This window comes from Mesorhizobium sp. M0571 (genome assembly GCF_040320985.1).
GTDB lineage: Bacteria > Pseudomonadota > Alphaproteobacteria > Rhizobiales > Rhizobiaceae > Mesorhizobium.
Map to the genome: position 1 here is coordinate 1 of NZ_JAMYQT010000143.1, position 1,014 is coordinate 1,014.

A 1,014-nucleotide genomic window follows, 5' to 3' on the forward strand; every position below is an offset into this window, starting at 1 on the left:
ATGACCGTCCTCGCCTACAACCTTGCCAATGGTATCAAAGGATCGTGGAGGTCGTCTTCGTGCCGGACGAACTGCATCTGTATGTGGAATTCAGCCAGCCAGACGCCGACACAAACCCGGTTGATTGGATGAGGGAGATGATTTCCTTGCATGGCGGCCGAAAGGCCCACTCCACAAGCGAGCGCGCGACAGCTTGGTTTCGCTCATCTGCAAGGCGCTGACAGGGCGATGAGACAAGGGAAAACCCGCGCCGAGATCGAGTGCGAGCGCCGCGGGCGGGCCTATTCGACGAGGAGTTTGACCGGCTGGGATGGGTCTCGAAGAAGGTTCTCCAGTTCGGACAGTGCAAGATGCGGCGCTCCGTTCGAACGTCGCATGCTCCACAATCAGTTCATGAGCCGAGCGGCATCGCGTGGCGATGCAACTCGGATCGCAATGGTCAACTATCTGAACCTTTCGCCAACTCGAAGCCTTCGTCGAGCCAACCCGTAACGCCGCCAGCCATGATCTTCACCGGGCGACCGAGCTCCGCAAGGCGAAGCGCTCCACGGGCGGCACCGTTGCAGTGAGGGCCGGCGCAGTAGGTGACGAATACGATTTGGTCGGACCAGCGCTCCAGCTTTGAGCGGACAATCTTGCCATGGGGCAAGTTACATTGGGTCAGGCCTGAAATGGTCGAGGTCGCCTATCTCACCTGGACCGAAGACAATCTCCTGCGTCAGGTCGTACCAAGGCGAGCGTCAGGACAAGCCAGCCCGGCAGGTGGTGCGCTCCCCGCCCCATCCCTGATCGATCGGACGCCGTTTCGTTTCAGGTCACCCGACTTGCTCTACCTGCAGTGTGCTGGGTGGAAGGACCTTGATCAGCGACGTCGCCGACACCGAAGGGTCGACCGCTTGGTCGCTGGGACGTCATTCGAAAAGTTGGGCCTCGTAGTAGTGTAGCTCGAGCAGCAGGCACCCGGTCTGCGACCGGAAGGGACCGTGATAGACGCCAGGCGGCCGGCAGGCGTAG

Annotated in this window: 1 protein-coding gene and 1 pseudogene; one reads left to right on the top strand and one right to left on the bottom strand. The window is 60.8% G+C overall.

From position 1 onward, the window contains the following. Nucleotides 1-221 (top strand): hypothetical protein (locus tag NKI85_RS37735; RefSeq protein ID WP_352780975.1); only part of this gene is annotated, 221 nt, incomplete at its 5' end. 218 nt (nucleotides 222-439) lie between these two features. On the opposite strand, the pseudogene NKI85_RS37740 reads toward NKI85_RS37735, so the two are convergent. Beyond that, a pseudogene (locus NKI85_RS37740) lies at nucleotides 440-652 on the bottom strand (rhodanese-like domain-containing protein); the annotation flags it as partial. Nucleotides 653-1,014 lie beyond the last annotated feature (362 nt).